Source organism: Vibrio sp. SS-MA-C1-2 (assembly GCF_021513135.1).
GTDB lineage: Bacteria > Pseudomonadota > Gammaproteobacteria > Enterobacterales > Vibrionaceae.
In genome coordinates, this window is sequence record NZ_CP090981.1 from 1,588,925 (window position 1) to 1,614,856 (window position 25,932).

General features: G+C 37.8%; 22 protein-coding genes and 1 tRNA gene. 17 read left to right on the forward strand and 6 right to left on the reverse strand.

Going from position 1 to position 25,932, the window contains the following annotated elements; all coding sequences use genetic code 11:
- The first annotated feature begins 2 nt into the window (after positions 1 to 2).
- Positions 3 to 641 (forward strand): RpiB/LacA/LacB family sugar-phosphate isomerase, encoded by a 639-nt coding sequence (locus L0B53_RS11740; protein ID WP_235059776.1) that lies wholly within the window; start codon positions 3 to 5, stop codon positions 639 to 641.
- A gap of 131 nt (positions 642 to 772) precedes the next feature.
- Here the strand turns inward: L0B53_RS11740 and L0B53_RS11745 are convergent, their stop codons facing one another.
- Positions 773 to 1,933 carry an anaerobic sulfatase maturase gene (locus L0B53_RS11745; protein WP_235059777.1) on the reverse strand — a complete coding sequence of 387 codons (1,161 nt, stop codon included), beginning with the start codon at positions 1,931 to 1,933 and terminating at the stop codon, positions 773 to 775.
- Positions 1,934 to 2,241: 308 nt separating this feature from the next.
- Between L0B53_RS11745 and L0B53_RS11750 the strand changes: the two genes are divergently transcribed.
- From L0B53_RS11750 to L0B53_RS11775, 6 genes are all read left to right on the forward strand, one after another.
- Positions 2,242 to 3,405: a glycoside hydrolase family 88 protein gene (locus L0B53_RS11750; RefSeq protein ID WP_235059778.1), complete on the forward strand. Its 1,164-nt coding sequence runs from the start codon at positions 2,242 to 2,244 to the stop codon at positions 3,403 to 3,405.
- A gap of 109 nt (positions 3,406 to 3,514) precedes the next feature.
- Positions 3,515 to 4,348, forward strand: a complete 834-nt coding sequence (gene kduI / locus L0B53_RS11755; RefSeq protein WP_235059779.1) for a 5-dehydro-4-deoxy-D-glucuronate isomerase — start codon at positions 3,515 to 3,517, stop codon at positions 4,346 to 4,348.
- 11 nt (positions 4,349 to 4,359) lie between these two features.
- Positions 4,360 to 5,112 (forward strand): 2-dehydro-3-deoxy-D-gluconate 5-dehydrogenase KduD, encoded by a 753-nt coding sequence (kduD, locus tag L0B53_RS11760; protein ID WP_235059780.1) that lies wholly within the window; start codon positions 4,360 to 4,362, stop codon positions 5,110 to 5,112.
- A gap of 52 nt (positions 5,113 to 5,164) precedes the next feature.
- Positions 5,165 to 6,118, forward strand: a complete 954-nt coding sequence (locus L0B53_RS11765) for a sugar kinase (RefSeq protein ID WP_235059781.1) — start codon at positions 5,165 to 5,167, stop codon at positions 6,116 to 6,118.
- Positions 6,119 to 6,174: 56 nt separating this feature from the next.
- Positions 6,175 to 6,810, forward strand: a complete 636-nt coding sequence (locus tag L0B53_RS11770; protein ID WP_235059782.1) for a bifunctional 4-hydroxy-2-oxoglutarate aldolase/2-dehydro-3-deoxy-phosphogluconate aldolase — start codon at positions 6,175 to 6,177, stop codon at positions 6,808 to 6,810.
- Positions 6,811 to 6,819: 9 nt separating this feature from the next.
- On the forward strand, positions 6,820 to 7,392 hold the full coding sequence (locus L0B53_RS11775; RefSeq protein WP_409202805.1) for a DJ-1/PfpI family protein: 573 nt from the start codon (positions 6,820 to 6,822) through the stop codon (positions 7,390 to 7,392).
- Between the two features lie 102 nt (positions 7,393 to 7,494).
- Here the strand turns inward: L0B53_RS11775 and L0B53_RS11780 are convergent, their stop codons facing one another.
- Complete coding sequence (locus L0B53_RS11780; RefSeq protein WP_235059783.1) at positions 7,495 to 8,247, reverse strand: AraC family transcriptional regulator; 753 nt, start codon at positions 8,245 to 8,247, stop codon at positions 7,495 to 7,497.
- A 177-nt stretch (positions 8,248 to 8,424) separates the two neighbouring features.
- Here L0B53_RS11780 and L0B53_RS11785 point away from each other — a divergent pair, with 177 nt between their 5' ends.
- From L0B53_RS11785 to L0B53_RS11810, 6 genes are all read left to right on the forward strand, one after another.
- Entirely contained in the window at positions 8,425 to 10,008 is a 1,584-nt protein-coding gene (locus tag L0B53_RS11785) for a sulfatase-like hydrolase/transferase (protein WP_235059786.1), read from the forward strand.
- 67 nt (positions 10,009 to 10,075) lie between these two features.
- Positions 10,076 to 10,447, forward strand: a complete 372-nt coding sequence (locus tag L0B53_RS11790; RefSeq protein WP_235059787.1) for a YidH family protein — start codon at positions 10,076 to 10,078, stop codon at positions 10,445 to 10,447.
- Entirely contained in the window at positions 10,434 to 10,739 is a 306-nt protein-coding gene (locus L0B53_RS11795; protein WP_235059788.1) for a DUF202 domain-containing protein, read from the forward strand. The genes L0B53_RS11790 and L0B53_RS11795 overlap by 14 nt, the downstream gene beginning before the upstream one ends.
- A 78-nt stretch (positions 10,740 to 10,817) precedes the next feature.
- On the forward strand, positions 10,818 to 12,686 hold the full coding sequence (locus tag L0B53_RS11800; protein WP_235059789.1) for a DUF294 nucleotidyltransferase-like domain-containing protein: 1,869 nt from the start codon (positions 10,818 to 10,820) through the stop codon (positions 12,684 to 12,686).
- Between the two features lie 37 nt (positions 12,687 to 12,723).
- Positions 12,724 to 13,410, forward strand: coding sequence for an exonuclease domain-containing protein (locus L0B53_RS11805; protein ID WP_235059790.1), 687 nt, complete (start codon positions 12,724 to 12,726; stop codon positions 13,408 to 13,410).
- 134 nt (positions 13,411 to 13,544) lie between these two features.
- A complete protein-coding gene (locus tag L0B53_RS11810; RefSeq protein ID WP_235059791.1) occupies positions 13,545 to 14,801 on the forward strand; it encodes an EAL domain-containing protein in 1,257 nt (418 codons plus the stop codon).
- A 248-nt stretch (positions 14,802 to 15,049) separates the two neighbouring features.
- Here L0B53_RS11810 and L0B53_RS11815 read toward each other — a convergent pair whose 3' ends face one another.
- Complete coding sequence (locus L0B53_RS11815) at positions 15,050 to 16,351, reverse strand: diguanylate cyclase domain-containing protein (RefSeq protein WP_235059793.1); 1,302 nt, start codon at positions 16,349 to 16,351, stop codon at positions 15,050 to 15,052.
- A gap of 218 nt (positions 16,352 to 16,569) precedes the next feature.
- Between L0B53_RS11815 and L0B53_RS11820 the strand changes: the two genes are divergently transcribed.
- Positions 16,570 to 17,217, forward strand: coding sequence for a LysE family translocator (locus L0B53_RS11820; RefSeq protein ID WP_409202806.1), 648 nt, complete (start codon positions 16,570 to 16,572; stop codon positions 17,215 to 17,217).
- A gap of 7 nt (positions 17,218 to 17,224) precedes the next feature.
- Here the strand turns inward: L0B53_RS11820 and L0B53_RS11825 are convergent, their stop codons facing one another.
- The gene (locus tag L0B53_RS11825; protein ID WP_235059794.1) at positions 17,225 to 18,064 is read right to left on the reverse strand and encodes an SPOR domain-containing protein; all 840 of its coding nucleotides are present in this window, start codon (positions 18,062 to 18,064) and stop codon (positions 17,225 to 17,227) included.
- Between the two features lie 406 nt (positions 18,065 to 18,470).
- Between L0B53_RS11825 and L0B53_RS11830 the strand changes: the two genes are divergently transcribed.
- Positions 18,471 to 18,561: transfer RNA gene (locus tag L0B53_RS11830), tRNA-Ser, on the forward strand.
- Positions 18,562 to 18,969: 408 nt separating this feature from the next.
- Here L0B53_RS11830 and L0B53_RS11835 read toward each other — a convergent pair.
- Positions 18,970 to 19,854, reverse strand: a complete 885-nt coding sequence (locus L0B53_RS11835) for a LysR family transcriptional regulator (RefSeq protein ID WP_235059795.1) — start codon at positions 19,852 to 19,854, stop codon at positions 18,970 to 18,972.
- Positions 19,855 to 19,970: 116 nt separating this feature from the next.
- Here L0B53_RS11835 and L0B53_RS11840 point away from each other — a divergent pair, with 116 nt between their 5' ends.
- Positions 19,971 to 20,642 (forward strand): type 1 glutamine amidotransferase domain-containing protein, encoded by a 672-nt coding sequence (locus tag L0B53_RS11840; RefSeq protein WP_235059796.1) that lies wholly within the window; start codon positions 19,971 to 19,973, stop codon positions 20,640 to 20,642.
- A gap of 287 nt (positions 20,643 to 20,929) precedes the next feature.
- On the opposite strand, the gene L0B53_RS11845 is transcribed toward L0B53_RS11840, so the two are convergent.
- The gene (locus L0B53_RS11845) at positions 20,930 to 21,259 is read right to left on the reverse strand and encodes a hypothetical protein (protein ID WP_235059797.1); all 330 of its coding nucleotides are present in this window, start codon (positions 21,257 to 21,259) and stop codon (positions 20,930 to 20,932) included.
- 441 nt (positions 21,260 to 21,700) lie between these two features.
- Here L0B53_RS11845 and L0B53_RS11850 point away from each other — a divergent pair, with 441 nt between their 5' ends.
- A complete protein-coding gene (locus L0B53_RS11850) occupies positions 21,701 to 25,918 on the forward strand; it encodes an Ig-like domain-containing protein (RefSeq protein ID WP_235059802.1) in 4,218 nt (1,405 codons plus the stop codon).
- The last annotated feature ends 14 nt before the right edge of the window (positions 25,919 to 25,932 follow it).

Below are 25,932 nucleotides of genomic sequence, written 5' to 3' on the forward strand. Positions count from 1 at the left end.
TTATGAAAATTGCATTAATGATGGAAAATAGTCAGGCTGGTAAAAACAGTGCTGTTTTAAACGAGCTTGAGAATGTTGTCAAGCCAATGGGCAATGAAGTTTATAATGTGGGTATGTGCGATGAAAATGATCACCATTTAACTTATATTCACCTCGGTATTATGGCAAGTATTTTAATTAATTCTAAAGCCGTTGATTTCGTGGTCACTGGTTGTGGTACAGGCCAAGGTGCCATGTTATCGCTTAATGCTCACCCTGGTGTGGTCTGTGGTTACTGTCTTGATCCAGCAGATGCGTTCTTATTCTCACAAATCAATAATGGTAATGCACTCTCTTTAGCATTTGCAAAAGGCTTTGGTTGGGCCGCAGAGCTCAATGCTAAGTATATGTTTGAAAAGGCATTCTCAAGCCCGCGTGGTGAAGGGTACCCGGTTGAACGTAAAGAAGCTCAAGTTCGAAATGCCAATATTTTAAATGATATCAAAGCTGCGGTTGCAAAAGAAAATTACTTAGAGACATTAAAAGCTATCGATCCTGAATTAGTTAAAACGGCGATATCAGGTGAAAGATTTAAGCAATGTTTCTTTGAAAACTGTCAATCAGATGAAATTAAGCAGTATGTTGAGAGCATGTTAGCTTAATATATACGCTTCAATAAATTTGAGTGTGAAATAATCGATAAAAAAGAGCGGTGAATTATAGTTCATCGCTCTTTTTATTTGTGTTAAATTATTTTCTCTTATTTTTTTCTTGATTTAATTAGTCAGGATTTTTAGATAGATTTAAGATTCATCGATTTTACTATATCGTTAATTTTTTGTTTACTATTTTGATAGAAATAAATTAACCCTTCACATAGGTAATTAATTGTTTTTCCATCTTGATCTTTAATTCGATCTTTAGGGCATCCGCCGTAACAGTGTTTTAAATAATCACAAGTTAAACATGTTTTTGATAAAGTCGTGTATTTACTTTCACCAAAATCTTTTTGCTGAGGCTGTTGAATCATATCTTGTAAATTCTGCTGATTAACATTACCTAACTTATATTGATCATAAATATAGTGATCACAACTAAAAATATCACCATTGGGCATAATCGCTAAAGCTTGACCACACGTTTTACTATTTATACAACTACCTGATGGATAATTAAGAATGGTTCCAATATAATTCTCAAAGGTGGGTATAAACACCTTGCCAATATCATATTTTGACCACTCTTCAAAAATGGCCATTAATGCTTCTCCCCACTGTTTTGGTTGAACCGTAAATGCTGTTTTATTCACGGCAATGATATTGGGATCTGGGTTTATATCATCTTGAGAAACAATGGGAATTAGTTGTATTTGTGGTGAATTGACCGTATCGCGTAGAAAACGATAAATTTCTAATGCTTTTGGGGCACTATATTGGGTAATACAGGTTAATGTCGCAAATGGAATACCGTATTCTTTCAATTTATCGGTCGCTGATAATACCTTCTTAAAGGTTCCTTTTTTAGCCTTCGAAACTCGGTAATGGTTATGAATTTCCTCTGGACCATCAATACTGATACCAATAAAAAAATGATGTTCCTTTAAAAAAGCACACCATTGGTCATTTAATAAAATGCCATTAGTTTGTAAATCATTAGCAACTTTTTTATTGATAGGAAGGTGTTTTTTTTGTAAAGCCACCACTTTTTCAAAAAAAGGTATACCCAGTAATGTAGGCTCTCCGCCTTGCCAGCTAAAAACAATATGTTGGGTTGGCTGGGAATCTATATAGTTTTTTATATAAGCTTCTAAAGTTTTATCAGATATTTGAGGAGTCAGTCCTTCAGGGTATAGCTGATCATCACGATATAAAAAGTAACAGTAATCGCAATCAATATTGCAACGAGAACCGGTTGGTTTTGACATGATATGAAAAGGAATTTGATTGTTCTGCATAAAAGAGCCAAATGATAATTGTGATGAGGGAGATGCTAAAGATAAGCCGCCTAATTTTATTGATCATATCGAGGCGATGAATAAAAAGAAACCTAAAAGTATATTATTAATCTTTATTTTTGAGATTGTTTTTCGAATTTATGATAACAATCACATTTACTTTATTTAATCCCTTTATTTTTTAATTTAGTTTCTTTTTTTACATTCTAGTCTCTTTTTTGACATTGGCATTCATCCTGTTCACTTATAGAATATCGGCAATAAGAAAAAAACACTTTATTGAAAGACGCTTAAATAGGATGGGTCAGATGAGCTTAAGTATCCCTTTACCAGCTACAACATATAATAAGCTAGATTTTCAATCGCATTTAGAGACTGTTATTGGTTTTACCCAGAAAAATATTACTAAGATTGGCATTAATAACCCCAAAATTGGCATCAGTGATCATGAGTGGAAGTATTGTGGTCCATCTGATTGGGTTTCTTCATTTTGGGTTGGTCAGCTATGGCTATGTTATCAACAGACGGGTATTGAGCAGTTTAAAAATAGCGCTAATTTTCGTAAAGCGTATTTCAAAGATATGCTGGCAAATCCTGATTGTCATGACCATGATCTTGGATTCCAGTTTTCTTTAAGTTGTGTTGCTGGCTATATGTTGACAAACGATGAAGAGTATAAGCAGATGGCGATCGATGCCGCACACAGCTTATATTTACGCTTCCGTCGTATTGGTAAATATATTGTGGCTTGGAATGATACTCATATTCTTGGGCCAGAAAAAACCCAAGGTAAAACCATTATTGATTCACTCCAGAATACTGCACTACTTTTCTGGGCGTCGGAGCAAACGGGGTCACCTTTATTAAAAGAAGCAGCGATTGCACACTCCGAGACATTAGCGAAGCACATTGTTCGCGATGATTATTCAACCTTCCACTCTTTTAACTTTGATCCATTGACTCAACAACCGATTAAGGGTGAGACATTCCAAGGCTATGCAGATGACTCTTGTTGGGCTCGTGGTCAATCTTGGGCTATTCATGGTTTTGCGCAAACTTATAAATATACCGGTGATGTGAAGTTCTTAGAGTTAGCGAAGAAGTTAGCTCAATTTACAATGGATCACTTAAAAACCGATCCAGTTCCTATTTGGGATTACCGTTTACCGCAAGATGAAATTCAATACAAAGACAGTTCTGCAGGCGCGATAACTGCGGCCGGTTTCTTATTGATTGCTGAGCTTTGTGAAGATGATGACGAACGTCATATTTATGAGCAGTGGGGCATGCATTTAACAAAAGGTCTGATGGATCAATGTGATTTAACGGGTGATGAAAAAGCGCTTGGTCTATTAAATCAAGGTGCTTCCTTTGTTAAACGAGATATGTGTAAAGATATGCTGCCTTATGGGGATTATTACTATCTTGAAGCACTACTCCGTATTACCGGTAACCAACGTTTTTTCTGGTAAGTCATCTTCGATAAATAACTTACTTACTTTATTTATATAAAAATATTCGCGTTTTGATTTGTTCATCTATTCAAATATAGAGTTAAAACGCAATACATTAGGATTAAAAATGGATATTCGTCAAGGCATTCATAGCCAACATGCAAAAACATTGGATACTCAAGGTCTACGTGATGAGTTTCTTGTTGAGAAGATCTTTGAAGCTGATAGTTACACCATGACTTACAGTCACATTGACCGCATCTTATTTGGTGGTGTTATGCCAGTAGAAACCGCAGTGCAATTTGGTGATGTGAGTAAGCAGTTCGGCGTGAGTTATCTGCTAGAACGTCGTGAGATGGGGATCATTAATATTGGTGGCACAGGTTCGGTAATCGTTGATGGCGAAAGCTACCAAGTTGCAAACAAAGAAGCGCTTTATATTGGTAAAGAGAGCAAAGAGTTAAGCTTTGTTAGTGAATCTGCTTCTGAGCCAGCAAAATTCTATTTTAACTGCGCCCCTGCTCATATGAAATACCCAACGAAGAAAATTGGTAAAGATCAAGCCGTTTCTGTCACCTTAGGGGAAGATATCAACTGTAATCACCGTACTATTAATAAATATATTGTTCCTGATACGGTAGAAACTTGTCAATTAGTGATGGGCTTAACTCAATTAAAAGAAGGCAGCCTTTGGAACACCATGCCTTGCCATACCCATGAACGTCGTATGGAAGTGTACCTTTATTTAGATGTGGACAGTGATCAAACCGTTTTCCACATGATGGGTGAACCGCAAGAGACTCGTCACCTTCTTGTTCATAATGAGCAGGCAATTATCTCGCCAAGTTGGTCAATCCACTCAGGTGTAGGAACAAAGAATTATAGTTTTATCTGGGGAATGGTGGGAGAAAACCAGACCTTTGATGATATGGATCACATTTTAATTAACGCTATTCGATAGGAGATCAACAAATGAATTTTGAATTAAAAGGTAAAGTAGCTATCGTTACTGGCTGTAACACTGGTTTAGGTCAAGGAATGGCGTTAGGTTTAGCAAAAGCGGGTTGTGATATCGTTGGTGTCAATATCAGTGATCCTATTGAAACTAAAGCAGAGATGGACAAATTAGGTGCAAGATTCTTAGATCTTCGTGCCAATTTAATGAAAACTGATGATATCCCAATGATCATCGAAAAAGCGGTAGAGACATTCGGTAAAGTGGATATTCTTGTCAATAACGCCGGCATTATTCGTCGTAATGATGCGATTGATTTCAGTGAGAAAGATTGGGATGAAGTGATGGACATTAACGTTAAATCACTGTTTTTCTTATCTCAAGCCGTGGCTAAGCAGTATATTGAGCAAGGTAATGGCGGTAAGATCATCAATATCGCATCAATGCTCTCTTTCCAAGGTGGTATTCGCGTTCCTTCTTACACGGCATCGAAGAGTGGCGTGATGGGGGTCACTCGTCTAATGGCAAATGAGTGGGCGAAACACGGCATTAATGTTAATGCCATTGCACCGGGGTATATGGCGACAGATAACACGGCAGCGATTCGTGCAGATGAAGCGCGTAATGCAGCAATTCTTGAGCGTATTCCTGCGGAACGCTGGGGTTTACCAGAAGATCTAATGGGGCCGGTTGTGTTCCTTGCTTCTGATGCATCGGCCTATGTGAATGGATATACACTGGCGGTTGATGGTGGTTGGTTAGCTCGATAAGTACACTAGAATTAAGCTCACTTAGGTGGGCTTAATTTTTTAAGGAAGAAAAATGAAAAAAGTGGGCTTCATTGGAGAGTGCATGATCGAATTAAACGGTCAGGCATTTGGTGAAATGAAACAGCATTTTGGTGGTGATACCTTAAATAGTGCGGTCTATCTACATCGTTTAGATCCGACGATTAAACCCTATTATATTACCGCAGTTGGTAATGATGAACTTTCTCAACAGTTAGTTTCACTATGGCAACAAGAAGGCATTGATACCTCTTTAACCCTTCTGGATCAACATCACCAAACTGGGCTTTATCAAATCAGCTTAGATGTAGAAGGGGAGCGTACATTCTCTTATTGGCGTAAACAGTCTGCAGCTTCTCAGTTATTACAACATCCTGATTTTTCGAACGTTAAAAAAGCGCTTTTTGAGCTAGATTACCTCTACCTTTCTGGGATCTCTGTCGCCATTTTCTCAAACTCAGATAAATTACTCTTTGTTGAATTATTAAAATCGCTTCATCAAGCAGGCGTTAAAATTGTCTTTGATAGTAACTATCGCGCTAAATTATGGGACTCGCCTCAACAAGCTCAATTTTTTTATCAGCAGATTATTCCATTATGTGAGTATGCATTGATTACTTTTGATGATGAAATCGAACTTTGGGGCGATAAAAAGATAACAGATGCCACTGAACGCCTGCAAAAACTAGGCTTAAATAAGTTCGTATTAAAATTAGGTGCTGGAGGTTGTCAGTATTTTTCTGTGATCAAAGAGGGTAATCAGAATAGATTACAGAGTATGGATTTTCCAACGGATAAAGTGAGTCACGTTGTTGATACCACCTCTGCTGGCGACTCTTTCAATGCCGGTTTTATTTGTCAGCTATTGCGTGAAAATTCGCCGGAAAAAGGCTGTCAACTTGGCAATCAATTAGCGGGCTTAGTGATTCAGCATAAAGGGGCGATTATCCCTCAATCGGTCACTGATACGGTTAAGTTATCGGATTAAATTATCCCTAGTATGACGTCAAACAGAATTTTAGAATAAAAATTAAAGGATAAACGATGAGTCAAGATAAAAGTGTTGCGAGTCGATTGGCTGAATTTAAGATCATTCCAGTGGTCGCCATTGATCGTGCAGAAGATATTATCGAATTAGGAAAAACGCTGGCAGATAATGGATTAAACGTTATCGAGATTACTTTCCGTACTGAAGCCGCAGCAGATGCTATTCGTCTGCTTAAACAAGCACAACCCGATATGTATATTGGTGCTGGGACAGTATTGACCAAAGAGCAAGCACAAACAGCTGCAGAGTGTGGTGCGTCATTTATCGTGGCTCCAGGTCTAAATGAACATACCGTTGCGGTTTGTGATTATTTGGAAATTCCATTTGTTCCGGGTGTTTGTACCCCAACAGAGATAGAGTTGGCGTTACATTTAGGGATTAATACGGTGAAGTTTTTCCCTGCGGAAGCGGCAGGTGGCGTGAAGATGTTAAAAGCATTGTCTGGTCCTTATCAAGATCTAAAAATCATGCCGACAGGTGGTGTCAATAAAGACAATATTAACGACTACTTAGCATTACCGAACGTGGTTGCCTGTGGTGGAACTTGGATGGTGACAAAAGCGTTAATTGATAATAAAGATTGGGCTGAAATAGGTCGTTTAACCCGTGAAGCTGTTGCTTCAATTGGATAGGAAATAATCATGGAAAAGAGAGTTGCAGTTTTACTGGCAGATGGTTTCGAAGAAGCAGAAGCGGTGGTGTTTATCGATTTAATGCGCCGTATGAAGATTGCGGTTGATGTCTTATCGTGTAATAAAACAGTGGCATTAGATTCGTATTTTAAAACCAGAATGACCGCAGATTATACCCTTGAAGAGAAAGTTGATTACTCTTATGATGCGGTGATGATGCCGGGTGGTCCACAAGGGACAGCGAATTTAACCAGTAATGAGAGGGTCATTAACTTCCTTCGTCGCCATATTGCAGAGAACAAATGGATCTGTCCACTCTGCTCATCAGGTGCCAAAGTATTAGCGGCTAATGGTTTGTTGGGAGATGCTAAATATACGTCTGGTGGTGGTTTCGATAAGAACTTTGATGATGGCGTCTGTTTAGATCAAAAGGTTGTGGTTGATAAAAACTTTATCAGTGGTAAAGGTCTAGGCGTCGTCTTTGAATTCAGCTTTGAAGTGGCAAAACACTTATTAGCCGATAAAGTGGAAGAGGTTGTTTGGCAAGCAGACCATATCTATTTTGACCATTGGTCTAAGTAATGATTAAGACGTATTCTGTATAACAATAAGAAAGGTGAATAACATCTCATGTTATTCACCTTTTTTCTATTTTTTAATCTATATACCGAGAATAAATGGTGTTTAACGCTCTTTACTAATACTCGACGGGCAGACATCAAAATAGCTTTTAAAAGCACGACTAAAGTGAAAACTGTCATTAAAACCTAAACTGTAAGCGACACTTTTTACACTGTAACCCTCTTTCTTTAGCATCATCATTCCAGCTTCTAATTTTAATTTCAAAAAGTATTTTTTAGGGGTGATATCCATTTTCTTTAAAAACACTTTTCGAAGATATTGTTCGGTATAACCGACCTGCTCAGCAAACGATTTTATCTGGACATTTTTACCAATATTTTCATTCATCAGGGCAATAACATCGGCAGTGATTTTATCTTTATTAGTAATGTTTTTTACATTGTCACTTAATGTTAACCATTTGTAGAACAGATAGCTAAAGCCAGCAACCGCCGCACTCATTTTAGTGGGTTCATTCGATAGGATTAATTTTTTAACGTCATTGAGCATCTCAGGATACTCTTCATTGGCGAGCAGGATGGGTTGTTCTACAGGAATATTGATTAATCCTTGAACAACAAACTCAAACCAATTAAGCTCCCAAAGGACACCATTGGTCTTATAAGACTTAATTTTACTGCTATCTAAAAATGTGACAGAAGGCGCAGAAACAGTGATCTCTTTACCACTTTTTAATTTGATATGACCACTACCTTGAATCGTATAGATAGCAACGACGGCATTAGGCACCATTGGCAGTAAGCGATCATTAGGCCAAACCACATGATAGTCAGCATCAGCTTCAATATCCCACATGGCTCTAAGTGTGATCCCGGAGGTCCCAATCGATCGTTTAATTAATATTGGTGAGTTAATCATAATTTCGTTTTATACATGCCTATTATTTTTTTACTATGGATGAGTATACCGTTTTTATTTAATATAATGACAGAATTATTGTGATGAAACTCATTATTTAAAAAGAAAATTATTATGCAATTAGAATTTTTAAACCCCAAGGAAAGACGTGGTAGTTTCTATGTTTCAGATGTGAAGAGACCCAATATCTTATTCATTACAGTTGATATGATTTCAGCTGACTGTTATCACAAAGATCGTCCACTCTCTTCTGTTATCAATACACCGAATATCGACGCTTTAAAAGAAGAAGGGACGACATTTAACCAAGCATTTACGCCAAGTCCGCTTTGTGGTCCTGCTCGTGCGGCGATGTTTACAGGAACACATCCTCCGTATCTTTCTAATGGCGAACGCACTCCAGTTGGCATGAAAGTTGACTTAGAGCTTGATGATATTATTTTTCAAGATTACCTAAAAAAGATGGGTTATACCTTAAAACACACGGGTAAGTGCCATGTGGGTATCGAGAAATTTATTCAAGCTTTTGGCGAGAATATTCATGCTTGGGATCGCTGGGGGCCACCGGTTGAAGATGATGATCGTTACCTTTCTTATATTGCCAATATGGGGGTTCAACTTCCTCGCTATCGCCGCGAATTACGTGGATTACAGATTGATCAACACTCTCCGGCAAACTCGTTTGGAGGCTGGATTGAGCAGGCTGATGGTTCTGATTTCCCATTAGAAGCACATTATTCGGTTTTCTTAGCTAAGTTAGCGTTAGATCAAATTAAAGCCGCAAAAATTCAAGCGCCGGGCAAACCTGTCTTTAGCCAAATTGACTTTTTTGATCCTCATCAGCCGTACTCAATTCCATCAGGTCTTGAAGCGCGTTATGATGAAATTCGTAGTGTTATTGTGGCACCGGAGAGCTTTAAACCTTTCGATGAATCAGAGAAGAATCGCAATGCAACTTATGATCTCTACAAGCAATATTGGGGTATGTACGATGAAGAGCTAGTGAAAGATTATATTGCTTGTCATCTTCTCCAAGTTGAAGTGGTTGATCATGCGATTGGACATCTTCTGCGTTATTTGAAAGAAGAAAATATGTGGGATGAAACGGCGATTGTATTCTCTGCGGATCATGGTGATATGAATGGTCGTTTAGCGATGGCCGATAAGGGATCATACTTCCAACCGGATATCTTCCGAGTCCCATTGGTGGTGAAGCCGACATCAACACAGAAAAGTGTACCAAAATATGTTGATCAATTAGCCTCTACTATCGATATTGCACCAACGATTATTGGTATGGCGGGTGTGAAAGCGCCTGAGTATATGGAAGGCGATAATCTCCTGACGATGATGAATGGTCATGAACGTAAAGCGTTGACCCAAGTTTACCAAACGGGCGTTCATGTTGGCTCAAACTATGGCTTTGCTTTCCAGTTTGATCTACATGGCGAACAACTTTTCTATGGCTACAATGTGACGACCGGTTATGAAGAGCTTTATTACGTCAATATTGATGCACAAGATAACCTGTTTGAACTTGAAAAGTATCAAGGCTTGAAGTTTGAAATTGTTGCTAAAGCATCTGAGTTATTGCAATCAGATCCACGTTGGAATGGTTATTGGGCTTCTTTCCGTTTACATAACGCAAGATATTTACCAATATCGAGTAGTGATATGCAGATGCTAAAACCTGCATAACTGAACATTACGAATGAAAGAGTACTGAATTTTTCAGTGCTCTTTTTTAGTGTAAGAGAATAATAATATGCTATCTAGACGCAAAGATACTTCATGGAAAAAAGAGGGCAGCGCACCTGATTATCGGTTTTCTCTTGCCAATGAGAGAACATTTCTAGCTTGGATTCGAACTTCATTAGGGCTACTTGCATCAGCGATTGCCTTAGATCAGCTTGCGGTAAATTTTGCTGTTGATGGTATACGCAGTGTGCTCTGTATTATTTTAACAGTAATGACTATTCTCTGTTCCTCATACTCTTATATTCGCTGGAAAAAAAATGAAATCGCCATGCGGCATAATCAAGACTTACCTTATTCTCGATTATTATTAGTGATCTCTATATTTATGGGGTTGTTATCGGTGATTTTACTCGGTGTGTTCTATTTTGACCTGTTTTAAAGACTCTGGTTTACAGCTTGAAAGAACGAAGCTCTCTTGGGGGCGAACAGCATTAGTTATGTTAATTATTGCCACTGTTCTACTTAAATTAGCAATTTTTAACCAAGCCAGAATTTTACTGGTTAGCTCTCTCTCTATTTATGCCTCTGCTTATTGCTGCTTTATTCTCTCTCGAATTAATCAACATCTTATTTATGATTTAAAATCGAAAACTAAAAAATTAAAGCAAGTCTCGATATTTATTGCTACTGCTGCACTCTTTTTTATCTTACATTTATATTTAATTCATTGATTTAAGCTGTTACTCTCAAGGAATAGGCTTGCTTTGATTTAAAGTACGTTCAATTTTCTATCTGATTTTGGAGTTAAAATGCCTGAGACATTATTACCGAATATTGTTGAATTTATCAAAAATATTGACCCTTTTGATAAGATGTCGAATCAACAATTAGAGAGCTTATCTCGTTGTATTAATATTGAATATCTGTCTCAAGGCGATAAAATCCAGATGAAAACTCACCGCTCTCTGTTTATTATTCGTAGTGGGGCAATAGAACAGCGTCAGTCTAACGGTATGTTACGCTCTAAATTAGAAGCCGAAGATATGTTTGGCTTCTCATTTCTGGATCCTGATTTAGCAGAGAATCAGTGTTATGAAGCTATCGCCTTACAAAATACATTGATATATACAATTTCACATCAAAAATTGAATATCTTTTTGGCTGAAAACCCAGAGTATAAAAATTACTTTGCTGTACAAGTTCAAACACGAATGCAAAAAGCATTAGATATCGCATGGAAGCCAAAATCCAAAGGGCTATTTATTAAAAAAGTGGCAGATATTGCATGCAATCATGTGGTCAAAGTTGAGAGTGATCAAACTATTCAGCAGGTTGCTGCAGCAATGCGGATCAATCATCAGAGCTCATCTGCCATTGTGATAGAGCAAGATAAAATGGTGGGGATTATTACCGATCGTGATATGACCGAGAGAGTAGTGGCATGTGGCTTAGATTTACAACTGCCCATTACGACCGTGATGTCTCATCAGCCATATACGATTCAAGCGGATGAATTGGTGCTACAGGCGATGTCGATGATGATTGATCAATCGGTAAGTCATTTACCCGTGATGAGAAATGGTGAGGTTATCGCCGTATTAACGACGTCGGATCTGGTACAAAATCATCGAATGCATGCGATCTTCTTGATCAAAAAGATCCAAAATGCAGAGAGTGTTGAAGAGCTAGCCAGTTATCAATTGGAGCGGCAAGCAATTTTCGAAGCCTTAGTCGAAGGCGCAGTTCCTGTGGCTGTGGTGACAAGAGTGATGGCGATGTTGATGGACGCTTATACCAAGCGCTTGATTGAAATCGGTCTGCAATTTTATGGTGAAGCACCGTGTGAATTTAGTTGGCTGGTGGCAGGTTCTCATGCTCGAAATGAGATTCATATGTTATCCGACCAAGATAGTGCTTTGGTTTTCTCCGACAGTGCGACAGAAAGTGACCGAGTCTATTTTCAGCAGTTGGCTGCTTATGTTTGTAATGGTTTAGGGCAATGTGGTTATCCGCTCTGTAGTGGTAAGTTTATGGCAGCGAATCAGAAGTGGTGTCAACCTGTTTCAAATTGGAAAAGTTATTACAAAAAGTGGGCGTCAAATCCAGAATATCAATCTTTAATGAATATTACGGTCTTCCTTGAATTGCGATCGGTTTATGGTTCTCAAGCGTTAGCCAGTAAATTACAACACTGCCTTTACAAAGAGGTGCAAGCCAATCGTGAATTTCTGTTGATTCTGACCAATGAGACGATAACAACCAGCCCACCATTGGGTATTTTTAATAAATTAGTGGTAGAGAAGTCAGGTAAACACGCTTCGACGTTAAATATTAAGAAGTATGCGTTAAACCTATTGATCGATTTAGCCCGAATTTATAGTCTAAGCTCAGATTATAGCGAAAGTGAAATTGATAACAGTACCGAAGGTCGATTTACCTACGCTTATCAACAAGGATTAATGAGTAAAGATCTCTACTTAAATACGATTGGTGCATTACAATTTATCACCTCCTTTCGATTGAAGCACCAGGTTAAGCAGCTTAATAAAGGAATTCAGCCTGATAATCATATCGATCCTAATGAATTTAGCAGTTTTGAACGTAAACACTTAAAAGATGCATTTAAAATTATTTCTGATCTGCAAGATGCTGCAAAGGTAAGACATGGGACTCGGTAACTATTTAACTCGCCGGAGAGTTAAAAAGCTATACTCCATGATGCATCAACAGCAGATGTTGCTTCAGCAGCAACCAGAAGAGCTGATCTCTAACTATTTTATAGAAGTTCTCCCTGATCTTTATAAAAAAATAGAAGAGATCGATTTTTTGGTATTTGATTTTGAAACATCAGGACTTTCGTCAAATAATAGTGAAATTTTGAGTATTGGTTGGTGTCGAGTCATCAATAATCGGGTAAAACTGGATGACTCAGGTCATTTCTACATTAATAAAACCTCAACCATCAATGCACATTCGGCAGTAGTGAATCATATCACTCCCGAGGTGGCTCAGGTGGGAGTCAATATCGATCAAGCCGTTTCAGGGCTGATGGATATGCTAAATGGGCGAGTGGCTATCGTTCATGGCTCGGTGATTGAAAAGCAGTTTTTAGAGTCTTATTTTAAACAGTTAGGGTTTGATTCTGCTTTGCCAATTATATGGGTGGATACTCTGTTATTTGAAAAATCGTTTTTGCAATTAATTGGCTCTAAAGATCCCACAGACCTAAGGCTCTCCATGGTTAGAGAGCGTTATGACTTACCGAGTTATAGTAATCATCATGCATTAATCGACGCAGTTTCGACGGCTGAGCTATTTATTTGCCAAGTTAAACGAGCACAAGCATTAAGAAAAACGGAGACCTTACTCGATCTGCTCACACTTTCAATGCCGTTGGATTAATCTTCGGTCATTAATGCTTTATCCAATCAATTTCATCTTAAAATTGTCTACAGTTTGGCAATTATTACAAAATAATTTAAATTTCTCTTTATACTTAAATTACCATTAATAAATTTTATATAAAAAAGTGGCTTATGCGTACAGAAGTAATTTATTTTGATAAAGCTGTGAGTAGTGAATTTGAATATGTTAGACGAGGCCAATTAGGTGGCCAATTTGCTGTTATTTTTTTATCTGCTCAATCTTTAGAAAATCCAACACAATCAAATTATTGTCAGAATATGTTGGTCAATGTTGAGCGATTAATTACTTCATGTATTCGTCGAGATACTTTATTGTCTTATGTTGGGCATCGCCAGTTTGCTCTGCTTTTAAGAGTCGAAGATAAAAATGAAGTGCTGTTTGTTCTTCGACGATTGATGGATGTTTTTTCTTCTCCGATAGTATCTGCTAATCGTGATATTTTTATTCACCTCTCGGCTGGTGTTTCATTTTCAACTGACTCAAATCATAGTGAAGAAATGATAAAAAAGGCGCAAACAGCATTGAGTTCAGCGTTAAAATCAGGATCTCACTATCAGTATGAAAACGAAAAGGATAATCAACTTTATCATTATCGATATAGTTTAATTCAAGCACTTCCAAATGCCTTGAAAAATGGAGAAATCACGGCTGCATTTCAACGTATTAATGATATCGATTCACCGCGTTTTCCTATGAAGGTGGAAGCGCTCTTTCGCTGGAACTCACCTAAGTTTGGTTCGGTATCACCATTAGATATTATTCCTTTAATTGAGTCTGAGACATTGCTGGATGATGTGATGTCTGAAATTGTTTTACAGTGTGGGGCATTCAAAAAAGCATGTAAGTTATCAAGTCAGTTAGAGGTGAATTTCTCGATTAATATTTCGCCTTATCAAATGTGTAGATATGACTTTCTTGATAAGTTGACTCGTTGGTTAAATGCAGCAAATCTGACTAAAAGTAATGTGACGATTGAAGTGACTGAAAATAACAATACCAATCACTTTAACGAAGTATTTCAAGCGATTGAGCGTCTTAATCAAGCAGGATTTATTGTTTCTTTAGATGATTTTGGTGCAGGAGATACCACGATTAAGCAATTACTGCATTTTAATCTCGGTTATATCAAGATCGATATGAGTCTATTGCGACTTGCTCGTGAGTCAGTGACTGGTTGTAAAATTTATATGAATCTGGTCGAACTTTGTCAATTAATCGGTGCTGAAGTGATCACCGAAGGTGTTGAAGATGATGTGGATCTAAACATTGTAAAACAAAGTGGAACAACTTATTGGCAAGGTTATTATTCCTCAAAACCGATGGAAATGAATGCGTTTATTCAAACATTCATACAGAATAAAGCATAAATGTAATTAATTCAGCGAGTCCTTATCTATCAATGAGTAAAGATATCTATCCTCTTTTTACTTGAAGTTGCTAAGTTGTTGGCTATATTCATTCGCCCCAATCCGATAGAAACCTATACTCATGGGGCTTCATTCACTTGCCGCCGACTAGCAACTCCAATTACTTTGGCTATATAAATGAGAGATAGTTGGCTGAGTTTTTAGTTTCCCATCATGACGGTTTTTTTAATAAAACGAGTAAAAGAGCATTAACTTTTATCGAGCATTTCTGTTGAAAAATAGCGATAAGAGATTGATTGATCTGTATTTTTTTGTTGTTTCGCTTTATACATAGCAATATCGGCATATTTAATCGCAATGTCACTGTCTTGCGTATCATTTGGAATTATGCAAAAACCTAAACTACAACGAATATAGATCTTTTGACCTTTGTAGCTAACCGATGATTTGAAAGTCCGAGTTAGACGTTCTACGATAATATCTAGGTCGTCACTGCCATGTATATCTCTGATTAGTAGTACAAATTCATCGCCACCGATACGGTAAATCGTATCATTTTCTCGTAAACTGTTGTTTAATCGAGCTGCGGTTTCTTGCAGGATAAAATCCCCACAACTGTGACCATAAGTATCATTTGTCTTTTTAAAATCATTAAGATCGATAAAACAGAGAGCGGATTGATAGTTATTTTGATGAGTACGTCTAATCTCATCATTGATATCGGGATAGAGGGCGACGCGGTTTGCAATACCCGTGAGTTCATCAGTATGAACCTGTTGAGTTAATGAAATTTGCTTCTCCATCACCACCTGGCTCATCTTATAGAAATGAGACATTAAGTACCCCATCTCATCTTTTGGTAGATAATCAGAAATACTCTGTTTCTGACCTTTAACTAAACGATCGGTGGCACTCACCAGCTTTTCTAGTGGGCTAAATAAACTTTTATGGATCAGAACAAAGGTAAAGATTGCTAAACCAAGCATAATAATCAGTTCGATAGCAATAATGGTAAATAATAAGGCTCTAGATTCTCGGTATTCTGATAACCGTAGATTTAATAGTTGGTTTTCATTTTGATTAAAGTTATTGAGGATCCCTCTAATCTCATCCATGTAGTAAAGGCCATTCTGTGTAATTGATATTTTATTATCTTGCGGATTATCAATATTTGACTCTAGCGTATTTTGTAGATCAATCAACTTCTTCTCGACAACGATTTTTAATGATAATGCTAACTCTTGCTGAGCTGGGTTATCTTTTGTCAATAATGTTAGTTGTTTTACATAAGCGAGAGTTTTTTCATCGGCTTTATAATACGGCTTTAAATAATGCTTTTCTTTGGTGAGCAAATACCCCCGTTGACCGGTTTCTAAATTAAGAAGAGAAGTCAGTAGTTTATCTGATGTAGTAAGAACTTGGTAAGTGTGGCCAACCCAGCTTGCTTTTTGATCGCTTTTTGTTTCAAGAAAATAGATAAAACCAATATTGAAAAACGAAAAAGCAAACAGGGTCGAAAGAAGAAGCGTGATCCTAAATTTCAATGACATTTTTATGCATCCTTTGCATGTCTTATTTTATATATTGTAATTATAAGATAGAACTAGCGATTTTTTTATAAAATCTTGTCATGGTATTTGTTACCAATTTGCGATAATGTTATTTGATTGTGAGATGAAATCAAATCGATAATACTTTTATATAATGCAGATAGCTCTATTTTTGAGTGTATTGTCTACATTATTTTGAATGATAAGGGATAAATTGAATGGGTATGGATTTTTTAACATTTTTAGTTGCAATCACGCTTTTAACCATGACTCCTGGTCTTGATACCATGCTAGTAATTAGAAATAGTCATCGAGGTGGTACGAAAGATGGTTTTTTTACTAGTTTAGGCATCTGTTCTGGGCTTTTTATCCATGCAACTCTGTCTGCGGTAGGGATATCTGTTATTTTATTGAATTCAGCGATCCTATTCCAAGGCTTGAAATTTATCGGTGCACTCTATCTCATATGGTTAGGGTTTAATAGTGTTAAATCGGCATTAAAGCAAAGGAAGTCTCTCCCTGCTATTCAACCAGAGCATCAGCCAGTCACTCTCCATCATCAACCAGTTATTATTAGCCGTTCATTGCGAGAAGGTTTTTTATCAAATGTATTAAACCCGAAAACCGCGGTCTTTTATTTAGCTTTTTTGCCTCAATTTATTTCCCCTGAAGGTTCAGCTTTAAATCAATCTCTGTTTCTAGCGGGTTGTCATTTTGCGATTGCAATGGTGTGGCAAACTGCGATCGCTTTCTCAGTAGAAAAAGCAAAAGTTTGGCTATCTAAACCAAAAGCAAATGCAATGCTTGAAGCTGTGACAGGGATTGTTATGGTCTTATTAGGTATTCAATTGGCGTTTACTAAATAATTGAAAACTATTGGTCACTACAGATAACAGGGTGCAATTGGTGACCATTAACTGATGAAATCCGATTATTAGAGAGATTAACGACTTGAAATTGATTATTTTCAGCAAATTTCCGGCTCCAAAACGCCCGTTTATCTTTAACGATGTTTTGTTGTTTTAAATGAGATTTGGAATTTATCTTTTTCAATAGGCCAATTGAGGGTAAGTAAAATCGATATTGTCGACAAATCTTATTGGCTTGCTGCCAGTTTAGTGGCATTAAATTTAATTGATCTATCCCTACTTGATAATAACGAACCTCATCAATGTGAAATAGGTAATGTAGAGTAGGTTGAGTGATGCTTGCTTCACGTTTAGCTGACACAATCGGGATTTCACGAATGAAGCTTTTTAAATGAAGTTGTTTAATTAATCGATCTTTAGCATCTATTGCTTGGTCAATGTTCTTAAATGGACCAATCAGGCAGCGGTAACCTTTTTCTCCTTGGTGAAGGTAGACGTTATTCATAAAATGAGTGGCTAGTTTTTGCTGTTTTTGACTTGCTGGAGGTGTGGCACTAAATCCACATTGTAACCAGAAAAGATGCTCACGATTTTTAGGTTCTCTTGACCATAGCCCTTCACCAATATCACATTTTGAATTAATTATTTTCCAAGTAGTATCTACATCACTTTTTGAATCAGTTAAGAGTAATTGGCAATGATCAGAGAGAGAAGATAGTGGCGCAATGATTAATTGCTCTTGTTCGTTATTATGGGCGCTTACTGGCAAAGTAAATACAAGCAGTAAAGGCGTGAGAAAAATAACAGACAAGAAACGAGTCAAAGTTGTACTGGTTTTTTTCATACTGTTTATCAAATGACGACGGTTTACATAATTTTACAATATTTTTAGTTCTTTTTCAGCTAATCACAATCGTATCAATAGTCATTTGAAGGAGGTTATTTCCGTCTTACTTGAAGTGACTGTCGTCGGTTTATTAAAGTCATGGCTAGATTCGCTCTAATCATATCGTTAACCTATATATACTCAAAGTAATTAGAGTTGCTAATAGGTGGCAAACGAGTGAGGCGTCATGCGCTTTCATTTTTCTATCAATTAGAAAATCAATGACTTTGGTGAAATCTATTAAAATTTAGGCAAAGACTGTTGCTCCGTTATACAATTTGTTTTCAAAGTAATCAGTTGAACAAAAGTAATAAAAAAAGGTTTACAGCGTTAAGATCAATCCGTATTATTCGCCCTGTTCCGCGGAGAGATGGCTGAGTGGTCGAAAGCACCGGTCTTGAAAACCGGCAAGGGTTTGTAGCCCTTCTAGGGTTCAAATCCCTATCTCTCCGCCACATACAGTAAAAAAGCCCTTGATAATTCAAGGGCTTTTTTCGTTTTTAAGCATGACACCCTCTATTTTCCAATGAGGTGAGTCAATGTATCTGTATAAACATCCCAACCATATCTACTACACACGCATTTGTACCCCGCGCCAACTGGTGCTTCTCGGTTTTCCCTTTGATACTAAAGTCAGTCTACAAACTCGATATCGCACCCTAGCTATTCGTCAAAACCTTGCTGTGTCCCAAGCTATTTTACTATGACAGTTACATTGATGTCAGATACGGTTACTTAATGATTATTTAGCCCCTTCATGCTTGAAACTGCTAGGTTATTGGCCTTACTCGTTTGACACCGACTAGTAACGCCAATGATTTTAGTGATAGTTAATGTTTAACTGTTGGGTGTTATTAGACGTTTTATTCAGACCATGTTGCAAAGTGATCAAGCAGAAAATCAATAGCAAGCCTTGCTCTTAATGGTAAGAAATGTTGGTTTTGATATACAATCCAACTGCCGTTACCACTTCCCCAATAAGGTTCAAGTATTGGCACTACACGCCCTGACGAAATGGCATCGTTAAAGCTGCTCTTTGGTAGATATGCGATACCTAATCCCTCTATACAAGCTCGTAAAACGGTATTGGCATTATTACTTTTCCATCTACCTTGTATTTTCTCACTATTTAAAGGCTTGCCATCCTTTTCAAACAACCACACATCTTTATTGGCTATAATACAACTGTGATTCTTCAATTCTTCAGGGTGAGTTGGAAGACCGTGCTTATCAATGTAGTGTTGACTAGCAACCGCGGCCATTGGACGGTTTACTAGCTTTCTCGCAATCAATCCTGAGTCACTTAATTTTCCATAACGAATGGCAAAATCAAAACCATCTTCGATAAAATTCACCATATTGGTGTTGAAGTTAATATCTACTGTGAGATTGGGATGTTGTTTGGCGAATTCCATCAAAGCTGGTGCTACTTGGTTCTCAGAAAATGTGCCTGCCATGCTGACTCGTAACGTGCCACTTAATTGCATTTGTTGCGTCGTAAGCTGCTCATTGGCTTGCTGGAGCCCAATAACTAACTCTTTGCATTGTTGATAATACGCTTGGCCAGGTTCCGTTAAGCTCACCATTCTTGTGGAACGCGCTAACAAAGCGATACCTAATCGCTCTTCTAACCTCGTGACTTGACGACTAACGTGACTGGTACTGCAACCTAATTGTTTTGCTGCCGCTGAAAACCCCAAGCTCTCAGCAACGGTAACGAATTCGTTGATGCCTTCAAAACTATCCATGACTACCTTTGCTATATAGCAATAATGTTTTGCCAATTTAGCATATTGTAATTGGTTTGGTTAGTAACTAGTATTAATGTGTTCAATAAATACACATAAGCCATTAAGGAACCACCATGAAGAGAATACTTATCGTTGTGACTAACCATGCAACACTTGGTGAAACAGACCAAGCAAACGGTACTTATGCGCCAGAACTCACGCATGCTCTTAGTGAGTTGCTTGCTTCAGGCTTTAATTATGATATTGCTTCGATCAAAGGTGGTCAGGCACCATTATATGGCACTGATATTGAGGGTGATGCCGTAAATGCGAAAATCTTAGCGGATGATGATTTACAAAACCGCATTAATAATACGATTCCAGTATCACAAATTAATGGCGATAGTTATGATGCAATTTTCTATCCTGGTGGTTTCGGTCTTCTTTCTGACTTAGCAAACAACGAAGAATTCGCAAAAATCTCAGCCAAGCATTATGAGGATGGTGGTATTGTGGCAGCGGTATGCCATGGCCCCGCCGCTCTTTTACCTATCACACTGAGTAATGGTAATAAGTTGCTTGCGTCTAAATCAGTGACAGGTTTTACACGTGAAGAAGAAATCGATTTTGGTACCATTAATGACATTCCTTTCCTACTCGAAGAGTCATTGGCTCGTGGGGCGGCTCGTTACTCAAAAGTTCAACCTTGGCAGGAGCTAGTGATTGTAGATGACCGCCTTATCACAGGACAGAATCCAACAAGTGCTCATGCTGTTGGTAAAGCCATCGTAGAGTTATTATCTTAAGAGATAATTAGGACTTAAAGCGTTTACCATCTTCAGAAATAAGTCCGGTAAAACTTCCATATTACCTTCACCGGTAGCACTTTTATACTCAGACGTGTCTCAATTTGAGTTAGCTAGACTTCTCTAGCTAACTCTTTTTTGTCTATACCCAAAGTAATTGGCGTTGCTAATCGGCGGCAAGTGAATGAAGCCCCATGAGTATAGGTTTTCTATATGATTGGGACGAATGAATATCGCCAACAATCTAGCAACTTCAAGTAAGAAGGGTATATATGAAAGTGCTTATGTCAATTATGCTGCGATAAACGCTTACTCCATTTCCCATCATGTTCTTTAATACAGGCTTCTTCAGAGTCTAAGTGAATATGTTTCTCTCTGTTTTTAAGTTGAATCCCTATCGAAGACAAGTGTTTGTTAATGACTTGATAGACTAATCCACAATCGATGCTATTCATTTGTTCATTTGTACCATAGACACATAAGGATTGAGGATAATTATCGTAGTTGATTGAATGTGTCAGCCAGATAAAACCTTCTGATTGTTCTTGTAAGTTGTCACAAGCACCGGTTAAGCATTGTCGCAATGCATTTTCTTTCTTTTTATCGGTCTTTTTCATCTGTTGAGTTTCTTTGATATTTAATTTGAAATTGAATTGAAGAGTAAAGTTAGCTTCACATGTTAGTGATACCTAAAGTAATTGGAGTTGCGAGTAGGCGGTAAGCGAGTGTAGCCAACAACCTAACAGCTTCAAGTAAGAAGGGTATATTATTATCCTCACTTTCATAAAAATAGACAATATGCTCACAACTGTTGTGACTGTTTACAATTGAAAGACTAAAGAAAAGTGTCTCTCATCTAACATTGCACGATAGCCCCTTCCTTTAATCCTTCAATCTTATATTAAATTAAATTACTGTTTTATGACTACTTTATCATCAATGGGTTGAGTAACATGGTTGATAGTTTTTTGTACCTAATGGCGTTTTTTATCACCCCTATTTGATTGTTAGCTGTATGTGGTTGGGGTTATGAAAAGCCTCCTATCAAGGAATAGATTATGAACCCAATACGATACGGAACGGTTAAGAAATCAATGACTCCTCTTTTGGGTCAAAGACAAAACAGCCAACAGCCAACAGCCAACAGCGGTGGATTATTAAATATTATTAAAAACCAAATACATCAGTTTCTATTAATATTTGTGTTGCTATTTTCTAGCTTTCCTACCACAACAGAAGCAAAAATTAAAAGTTACAATGGAAATAAGGTGATCGTTTCAGCAGAGATAGATGCGAAGGCAGGATTAACACCGGTAAGCTCTGAAATCCAAATTGAAAATGATAATATGGCCACCGAATTTGGTGCCTTAGCCCCTCGTTATGGCATTGGGACTGCAGCAGATAATAAACATTCAGACTTTAGCCCACTTAATGATAATGATTTAACCGGAAATAAACTGGTGGTTATCTCATCTCATGGTATACAAGTGAAAGATCAACTCACTTTTGTACAACGATCAAAAATTAGTGATGCAATAAAAAAGAAAGACTCCCAAGCTTTTCTCTTTTTTGTGGATGATTATTCTGGTGCGTCGGAAATGACGAGTTATAAAAATACATTTTTGAGTAGTATCACTGATGCGCTGCCTGATGGTGGAAAACTGACACATTCAAATATTTATAACACATCAAGTACCATTGATTTAAATACCAGCTCCCCTTATCAAGCCTCATTTTCGAAAATGTTCACCTACACAGATAACTTTGGTGGTTCGGTCACGCGCAATGCTTCATCGTTAGCTGTCCGAAATGGTTATCATTTACAGGGTTCACTTGCAAATAATTATCAACTTTATAGCGGGGAAAGTAGCAATGATACCGCCTTTGTGATGTTGAATAGCTACGACACCTTTCTCCCTGATTCGGTCGCCCATCAAGAATCAGGCAGTGGTCCTTGTATTTTTATTTCATCCAACCCCGGCATCTTTGCCGAAGGGAAATACAACGCCAATGTTGGTAAGTTAAAGCATGCCATTGATGATAGTTTAAAACCTGATGGTGCTTGTTATTATCGACCACCCGGATTTGTTACCGCTCGGGCAGATCACTTTCAAGGCAAGTTTGATACGGTAGAAGAGAGTCAGCTTACTGTTCTTCAAGGAACAACTGTTTCTCTAACAAAATTATTAGCCAATGATCATCTACAAGGTGGCAGTCATTCAGATTTAAAAATTGTCGGTTTTTCTGAGAATTATAAAACGGTTTTTTCGCCAACATTAAACTTCAATTTTGAAGGCAATGAGGGCGGAACCATAACGATCACCGATGGTGATAGTGATGACAGCACAGTTCAATATACGGCACCGGCAGTCACCGGTGATCGGCGAGTTTCTGTTTACTATAAAGTATGTAATAGTAATGAAACATTTTGTGGTGTTGCTAGTGTTACGATCGATGTACTTGAAAATGATTATGAAACTATTATTCAAAATGACCATTATGATGGGCGTAATAATACGATAGACCCTATATCATTTATCCTTCCAATGGTAGCTAAACCTGGTTTTGGGGGAGGTTACTTTAATCGGAAAGAAATCAGTACATTATTAGATAATGATCAAGTTTATAAAGAGGGAGCATTACTATCCTCTGATGATGGGGAATATAAGATAAATGGAATTAGTAGTATATTAGCACCTGACGCCTTTGAAACGGAATATAAAGATGATATTAATTTGTCTGCAGCTAAAATCTACGTCACTTTGGACTCGGAGAAAACGGCTGTAGTTATAGGTTATGAGAAACCAGGCACTTATGTACTTTATTATAAAGCATGTGTTTATTTGAATGATGCACAAGTAGAAATACCTGAAAGTGGCTCTTGTGGTATCGGTCAATTTACCTTTATCGTTTCAGAGAAATCAGTAAGTGATTTTATCCCGTATAATGTCATCGCCAATGATGATTTATATGATGATCCTGCCAGCAGTCCATTGCCTGATATTGCGTATAACTCTAAATATATTGCGCTTCAAGGAGGGTATTTAAGTTCAAATCCAAATCCAAATCCAAATCATTTAATTATTAATGACAGTGCAGTCGCTGATGACGATAGTGGTGCGACCTCATTATTAAAAGTGACGGAAATCGGGGATCAACTTGATAACCTACAAAGTATTTCTACTGTATCATATATCTCAACTCAACAAGGAGGGACGGTAAGATTTTATATGAATGGAAAGGTTGATTATAAACCTGCAAACGACTTTATCGGTGAAGATATCTTTTACTATAAAGTGTGCGCTGTCAATGATCCTAGCTTTTGTCATACCGCCAAAGTCAAACTTAATGTCAAAGCCCCATTTGATGTGATACCGCAAGCTGATCATTATGACGGCAGTCATAACACTGCCTTTCCGTCCGATTTAATTGTCGATTATGGTTCAATAAATAATCTATTTGCCAATCTACACGGTAACGATAGTGTGGTTCCTAGTTATAGTGATGGTTTTACCATGTTACGTATTACCGGGGTGGGTACAGAATCGACCGCTTTTGATGATCCCGATGCCACCATTAATATGGCGTTGACAGCGAATGGGGGAAGGGTCAAAGTAACTGATGCGGGTGTTGAGTTTACCCCTGCCAATATCGAAGGCGTAGATAGCTTCTTTTACAAGGTATGTGCTGCTAAGGACGATGGTACTATCTCTGATAAAATTTGTGGCGTAGCTAAAGTCACTGTTAATGTGATTATCCCGGTTGCCGTAACCGCACAAGATGACCACCATTCAGGCAGTTCCAATACGGTTTCCCCAGAACAACTCACCGTTGAATATGGCTCTATTTTTAAAGCGCTCACTGACTTAATAATAAATGATTCAGCCACTCCTCACTCGAGTTCGACAGACAGTTACTCATTACGAATTGTTGGTATTGGTGGTTCAGAGTCCACTATTGTTACAGGAATAACAGCGACAACCGCAGTATCATCAGCGCAAAGTGGTGAGATTCAGCTTAACGCATCATTTGATATCGAATATCAACCACCAGCAGGTTATACCGGCGAGGATACTTTTTACTATCAAGTCTGTGCAATTAAAAATAATGCGGCGTTAACTAACTATTGTGCAATTGCTTTAGTGACCGTTGATGTCATCAAGTTAGAGGCACAGATTACAGGCACGGTATTTAATGATAATCAATTGGCTCATAACGGCATACAAAATGATAACGAAACTGGATTAGCGGGGCGTATTGTCACTTTAAGGCAAGGCAGTAAAGAGATATTTTCAACCACCAAAGGAGATGGCAGCTTTACGTTTAACTTGGATCCTAGTTGGTTAGACAGTGACGTTACCATCACGGTGGCAGTACCGAATAGTTGGCTGGCGATCAGTGAATCTTGGCAGAAAGAGGGAACATCAACGGTCGCGACAGTAGGGGATGCGATAGACAGTCAAACTAAGATTGAACAAGCCGATTTAAGTAAAGGGCGACACTACTTCTTTGGTCAAGTTAAAGAGCCGACTCTCACCGAGTCACAAACCAAAGAGGGAGAAAGTGGTGATAAGGTCTATTTCTCTCATCAATTGACGTTTTTTACTCATTCAGCTGCAATAATGAGTATTGAACAGATAAATCTTGATTGGGAAACCAAAATTTATCAGGATCAAACCTGTAACCAGCAATTGGATGATAGTGATATTACTATATCTTTCCCATCTTTTATTGATGCCGAAGCTGGAGAAAAGATCTGTTTACTTATTGAAGTCACTATCCCCGGAGGTTTTGACCGCATTGATAATGACCAATATATCTATGATCTAAAAGCTGAACATAGTTTCTTTGACCCTGGTACAGGTCATGATAGGAAATACGCCGATAAGAACCAAGATATTGTCCGTTTAGGGCCATCCGCAGGACGTTTAACCTTAAAGCAGTGGGTGAAAAATATCACCAAAGGAGAGGATTACACCACGGTAAATGCCGCTGAACCGGGAGAAATTTTAGAGTATAAGATCGTTTTTTCGAACCAAAGCAGTAAAAAAGTGAGTGATATTGACGTCTATGATTACGTGCCAGACTTTAGCCAATTAGAAAGCCCTGTCACGTGTGGGGATAATGCGTTTTTACCTTGTGTTGTTATATTACCCGATCCATCTGGAGGGAAAAATCAACAAGGGTATTTAGGAAAAGTTCAATGGCGTATGACTGGTGACTTAATGCCCGGAAAATCTGGTTTTGTGACATATCGGGTTCAGGTTGACCCATAAATACTGAAGGAAAA